Annotated in this window: 5 protein-coding genes; 2 read left to right on the plus strand and 3 right to left on the minus strand. The window is 41.0% G+C overall.

Annotation, left to right across the window (positions count from 1 at the left end; genetic code table 11):
• Together QZT26_RS16350 and QZT26_RS16355 are read left to right on the plus strand one after the other, a co-directional pair.
• Positions 1-115: hypothetical protein (locus tag QZT26_RS16350; protein WP_295100125.1), on the plus strand; the 115-nt coding region annotated here is incomplete at its 5' end.
• A gap of 126 nt (positions 116-241) precedes the next feature.
• Positions 242-412: a hypothetical protein gene (locus tag QZT26_RS16355; RefSeq protein ID WP_164995294.1), complete on the plus strand. Its 171-nt coding sequence runs from the start codon at positions 242-244 to the stop codon at positions 410-412.
• Positions 413-644: 232 nt separating this feature from the next.
• Here QZT26_RS16355 and QZT26_RS16360 read toward each other — a convergent pair whose 3' ends face one another.
• The 3 genes from QZT26_RS16360 to QZT26_RS16370 all read right to left on the minus strand — a co-directional run bounded on the left by QZT26_RS16360 (position 645) and on the right by QZT26_RS16370 (position 4,702).
• Positions 645-1,052, minus strand: coding sequence for a hypothetical protein (locus QZT26_RS16360; RefSeq protein ID WP_295103688.1), 408 nt, complete (start codon positions 1,050-1,052; stop codon positions 645-647).
• Positions 1,053-1,252: 200 nt separating this feature from the next.
• Positions 1,253-3,445 carry a ribonuclease R gene (gene rnr / locus QZT26_RS16365; RefSeq protein ID WP_295103689.1) on the minus strand — a complete coding sequence of 731 codons (2,193 nt, stop codon included), beginning with the start codon at positions 3,443-3,445 and terminating at the stop codon, positions 1,253-1,255.
• Positions 3,446-3,757: 312 nt separating this feature from the next.
• Positions 3,758-4,702, minus strand: coding sequence for an HD domain-containing protein (locus tag QZT26_RS16370; RefSeq protein WP_099326421.1), 945 nt, complete (start codon positions 4,700-4,702; stop codon positions 3,758-3,760).
• Positions 4,703-5,302 lie beyond the last annotated feature (600 nt).

Raw genomic sequence — 5,302 nt, forward strand, 5'->3', positions numbered from 1 at the left:
TGACAAAAGGAAATATCCAACAGGGATAAAGGTTTCCGATCGGGAAATGGAAAAGATTAATATTGGAAAGCATAATTTCCATGGAGATTGGAATTATACAATTTCAAAAAATTGAGTCATTCACACCTTGTTATCCCATGCCATAGTTGTAAAAGTTATTATCTGACAACCCCTAATTATGATATCTGTTAAGGCATTATTTGATGGTTAAAAAATCAAGCTACCCGAAAAGATCAATATTATGGAACCGCAAGAGGTTATAGTTACTTTTTTAGGTACTGACAAGAACGGGTTATTACATCAGGAAATATACAAAATCGCTGAAATAGGTGGTAGTTTCGATTTTTTAAATGCCCCCGAAGAAGATATTTATTCTGATAATGATTTGAAGGTTAAGTATAAAAATGACTAAAGGAACTATTGTATTAACGCCGTTTCCATTTACGGATTTATCTACGGTAAAAAAATGTCCTGCGGTAATTGTTTCGAGTTCTGAAAAACCGGAGATGATGTTGTCGTAGCCTTTATTTCATCAGGAATTACTAAACCTGTAAAAGAAACAGATTATGTTCTTGAAACAAATCATCCGGATTTTGGGGATACCGGACTCAAGAAATGCTCTACCCTCAAAATAGATAAACTCGTTACCATAGAAAAAAGAATTGTCGTTGGTGAAATAGGAAGGGTAAGCAACTCGATTCTTCTATAATTGGATAAAAGACTGAGATTAGTTTTTGGTCTGTGATTTTTGAAATGCAAAATATTAGCAAAATAACCATTTGCAAATCTAAAAATGCAGGCATTCCATTGACTGTGCCTTCCCTTTCTGATACTTTTGCAAAATATCCCGCCAGTAGGAGAAAAAGGGGGGGGCAAATCTTTATTGTTGACAAATTTGCTTCAACTCTTTCAAGAATCTTAGAAATATGTTTGCCATCTTTCAGTTTTTCTCGTAATCGTTTTCTCCCTTGGTATACAGTGCTATAGTCTACCCCCATCATTTCTCTTATCTCAACTCCGCTTAGTCCGCCAACCCTATATAACAAGTCCATAGCTATTTGCCTTATTACACCTGGTAATTAGGAGTATAGGGCGACACTTCCCATATTCCTAGCATGCTCTGGTAGGAGAATAAGGGAAGTGTTCCTATATTTTCCTGACAGGGTTATGTATCGTATTTCACGTTTCGGATTTCAACATTAAATATTTTTGTTAAAAAATGCAAAGAAATTACTGATAAGGTACTGCAGGGTTATGACTCAGGGTCATCTTCCGGGATATTTCGTGTTTTCCCGCGGCGGGGCTTTTCATTTCTGTCCTCATAGGGGATAAAATCTACCTCTCGTTTTAAAAGATCGATTTTGTATATTTTTACTTTCACCACGTCTCCGATTCGAAACATTTTTTTCCGTCTGGTGCCTACAAGCGCCATATGTTTTTTGCTTATCTGATAGATATCATCTTCCAGGGTACGGATATGTACAAGACCTTCCAGGAGATATTCGCTTAATTGCACAAAGAAGCCGTATTCCTGCACTCCGGTGATAACGCCCTCAAAATTATCTCCCACACGGTTTTCAAAAAAGCGCAGTAATTTCAGTTTGGTGATTTCACGTTCCGCTTCTTCCGCCCTACGTTCCGTAACGGAACAATGCTCTGCCCATTCAGGCAAACAGTTTTTCCATATTTTTTGCACGACAGGTGACCGCAATTCTCCGGAAAAATGCTGATCCAGCGTCCTGTGGATAATGAGGTCGGGATAGCGGCGGATAGGGGAGGTGAAATGAGCGTAATTTTCAAGGGCGAGGGCAAAATGCCCGCTCTCCGTTGCCGAATACACTGCCTGTTTCATCGATTTCAGTAAGACAAGGTTTATCATATGCGCCTCAGGTTTTCCGCGTATTTCCTTCAAAAATGCTTGTAATTGATGTATTTTAAAAGGGTCCACTCTGGTGTTTTCAAGCCCGCGGACAAAATCAGCGAATTCGAGCATATCTTCTTCGTCAGGCTCCGGATGCACCCTGCTTATCAGCGGCAATTTGTTTTTATGCATAAATGTCGCCACCATTTCATTTGCCAGGAGCATACACTCCTCAACAAGCCGGTGTGATACATCCCTTTCTTCCTTTTCAACATGTTCAATATTTCCCTGTTCGTCCAGTTTCAGGGATACTTCAGGCAGGTCAAGCTCTATTGCCCCCCGGTTCATTTTGTTCTTAAAAAGTATTTGTGCCAGTTGCGCCAGTTCTACCAAAACATTCTTTACCATCTCCGGTATATTCCCCGCCGATTCATTATTAATAATTGCCGTTGCCTGTTTATAGGTTAAGCGTTTTGTAGCGTTGATGACTGAATGTTTAACAGTGCTTTTGAGGATATTTCCCTCAGGGTCAATCGTTACAAGAACGCTTTTGGTCAGCCGGTCTTCTCCTTCCCTGAGACTGCAAAGATTATTCGATAAAGCCTCCGGTAACATTGGAATGACTTTTCCGGGCAAATACACGCTCGTACCGCGGAGTCGCGCTTCTTTATCAATGGCAGAGTCCTGTTTTACATAATAGGAAACATCGGCGATATGCACCCCCAATTGCCAATTACCCCGTTCGTCCTTTTCAAGGGACAGCGCATCGTCAAAGTCCTTGGCGTCATCCGGGTCTATTGTGATAATGAGCTTTTTTCGCAAATCAAGCCTTGTTTGGATTTCCTCCTGTGGTATTTCCTGAGATATTTTTTCCGCTTCATTCGATACCTTTTTATGAAATGCCTGCGGCAGTTTGAATTGATATATTATGGAATGGAGATCTACTTTCGGATCGCCTTCTTTCCCTAAAATTTCCGTTATCTCGCCTTCCGGATTCAGGTGTCTTGACGGCCATTGCACTATTTTAACCACTACCTTATCATCCGGTGTAGCGTCTTTTGCATCGCCTTCTGTTACATAAACATCTCTGAACAGGCGTGCGTTGTCCGGTACGACGTATCGTAACCGTTTGGACTTTTTAAAGGTACCCACAACGAAAGGATTGGCGCGTTTTAACACGTTGACAATCTGTCCGGAACCGCCCCCCTTTTGTTTGCCTCTTTTTGGTATTTGTTCTAAATCCGGCAGGCGAACAACGACGGTATCTCCGTGCATGGCAGAATGCATGTTTTCTTCGTTTACAAAGATATCCTTCCCCTCGCCTTTTTTCGCCGGCACTACAAAGCCAAACCCCCTTGAATTGCAATCCATCGTTCCCACCAACAGATTTACCGTTTTGGGATTGGCGTATTGTTTTCGTTTTATCTTGACGATTTCACCCTGGAATTCGAGATCCTGCAATAATTTGCAGAAAGCCCGGTATTCCTGGTCGTTGATCTCAAAATGTTCCGCCAGCTCGGCGGCAGTCATTGGAGTGTATTTTTTGCTGTGGACAAATTGTATAATTGATACAGGTTCTATCATAGGTACTTTATTAACAATAAAATTATTTTAATGAAAAAGGGAAATACATGTACGGATATTGAAAAGGTTATAGAGGGGATGTCTTTAATATAGGAGTAATGGACATAGAAGAATTTAATATGCCTGTAATTGTCATTTTCGCCAAAGGGAGAAATTCTAAGATTTCTCCCTTTGCACAGTCTTCAGTCTTCAGTTTTCAATCCTCAATCTGCAATTTGCCTACTGCCTACTGCCCACTGCCTACTATCGACTGCCGAGTGTTACGGTATAATGGCAAATTCCAAATTCCAAATCCCTAAGTTCCAGGAGCCTTCATTTTTTATAAAGTCTCCGCTCAAACATCCTCACATAATCCGTCCAGGCACTGCTGTCATCTTTATGATTACTGATGGCTTTTAAAGCGCCTTGCATTTTTGCGTCCAGATTATCAAGATAGTGCAGTGCTATTGCCTCAGGTGTGCCAGGTTTTACTGGGGAACCCCATTCATACTCGCCGTGATGACTCAATATGAGATGCAAAAGGACGTTAAGATGTTCTCCCGGAAATCCTTCAATCTTTGAAGCCTTCTCATTCACCATAAGGACGCCTGATATGAGGTGACCCGTAAGCAAGCCTTCATCGGTATATTGAAAGCTTCTCTCGTAAGATAATTCTCTAATCTTACCAATATCATGAAGAATCGCACCGGTAATTAACAGGTCCTTTTTGACCACAGGATAAAAACCGGAAAAATTGACTGCCAGTTTTGTAACTGAAAGGACATGTTCCAGCAAGCCGCCCAAAAAGGCGTGGTGATTTTGTGTTGCGGCCGGTGCAGCACAAAATGCCGTAACAAATGACTTATCCGTAAAAAAGGAGATGAGCAGTTTTGAAAGATAGGGGTCTTTAACGGACCTGATAATTTCTTTCAATTCAGCCAGCATTTCCGGGACATTTTTTTCAGTGCTTTGTACAAACTCATCCATTTGCACTTCTGATTCAGAAACAGGGGTAATTTCCAAAAGTTTGATTTGCAGAGAATTATTAAAGGTTTCTACCGTACCTTTGATTCTTATAAATCCGTCACTATTGAAACTATTATAAAGCGATGTGCTTGCATCCCATTTTTTTGCGTCAATACATCCGGATTTGTCTGCCAGTTGCAGATTGAGATATGGTTTTTTGTCTTTAGTCTCCCGAATCTCCTTTTTGAGAACAAGGAAAACGCCCTCTACCTGATTGCCACTCTTTAGATTTGCTATATATTGTCTGGACATTATTTAAGCAGGATTTTTTGGAAAGGTAATTTATGCAGAAATTGTAAGAGAGTAATTGTGTAAAGTCAAGAAATATAACGGAATACGCCGCATTTCTTTACAATAGACACAGTGCTCTATGCCAGTTAAAGGTGGAATTACAGATTACACAATAAGAATTTTCTCATCTGTGTTAATCTGGTACGCCAAGGAGTGTTTATATATCAGTTGGTGCAAATCCAACCCGTCAATTGGCCGTTCGGGCATCAGTGAAAGAGGCAGAAAGCCTCACGGGAGGGTGTAAACAGCGATGAATACGTTCGAGTTTCCTGTAGCGAGCCGTCAGACCGTAGCGCAAGTGAACAAACACGCAGGCCTCGTTACGCTAAAAATACGAAAGATGATCCTCCCGGATTGGTCGAAATCTGCAATTGCATCGGATGTTCACCCCAAGTCAAAAAACAAAAGTGCCGTAAAAGCCTTATATTTATTGGCTTTTACGCCGAACAGCAAGCTTTTTTCTAGTGACTACCCGTATGTTCCGGCTTGGCAATACTTCTGGCAACTTTATCTGTAATGCCTCTAATAATTCATGTGATTGTTGCCGCGGACGCGGGATCT

Origin of the sequence: uncultured Candidatus Kuenenia sp. (genome assembly GCF_900696675.1) — a bacterium.
GTDB classification, from domain to species: Bacteria; Planctomycetota; Brocadiia; order Brocadiales; family Brocadiaceae; genus Kuenenia; species Kuenenia stuttgartiensis_A.